Origin of the sequence: Streptomyces sp. CLV115, from assembly GCF_038448545.1 — a bacterium.
In the GTDB taxonomy this organism is placed as follows: Bacteria; Actinomycetota; Actinomycetes; order Streptomycetales; family Streptomycetaceae; genus Streptomyces; species Streptomyces sanglieri.
Genome location: NZ_JBCEWQ010000371.1, coordinates 1 through 550, shown reverse-complemented (window position 1 = coordinate 550; position 550 = coordinate 1). Strand labels below are relative to the sequence as shown.

General features: G+C 61.8%; 1 protein-coding gene. It reads left to right on the top strand.

Annotation, left to right across the window (positions count from 1 at the left end):
- The coding region (locus AADR41_RS42195; RefSeq protein WP_342287774.1) for a molybdopterin-dependent oxidoreductase at positions 1 to 550 on the top strand (550 nt) is incomplete at both ends.

Here is a 550-nt window from a genome sequence, read left to right as displayed (position 1 = left end):
TCCCAGCAGACTGACTACCCCTCCACCGGCCCGGACATGCCCGACTACGAGCCGCGAGGATGCCCGCGTGGCGCGTCATTCAGCTGGTACGAGTACTCCCCCACACGAATACGTCACCCCTATGTGCGCTCAGTCCTGCTTGACGCGTGGCGAGACAAACTCGCCGAATTCGGCGATCCAGTGGACGCTTGGGCATCCATCACCAACGACCCAGAGCTCTCCCAGGCATACAAGTGCGCCCGCGGGCACGGAGGCATGGTGCGTGTCTCATGGGAGGAAGCCACCCAGATCATCGCGGCAGCCTACGTGCACACCATCAAGGCCTACGGTCCCGACCGCATCGCCGGGTTCTCTGTCATCCCGGCCATGTCAATGGTGTCCTACGGAGCCGGCTCCCGGTTCACTGAACTACTCGGTGGCACTATGTTGAGCTTCTACGACTGGTATGCCGATCTTCCCCCAGCCAGCCCTCAGGTATTCGGCGACCAAACCGACGTGCCAGAGGCCGGTGACTGGTTCAACTCCCAATACCTCATCATGTGGGGATCCA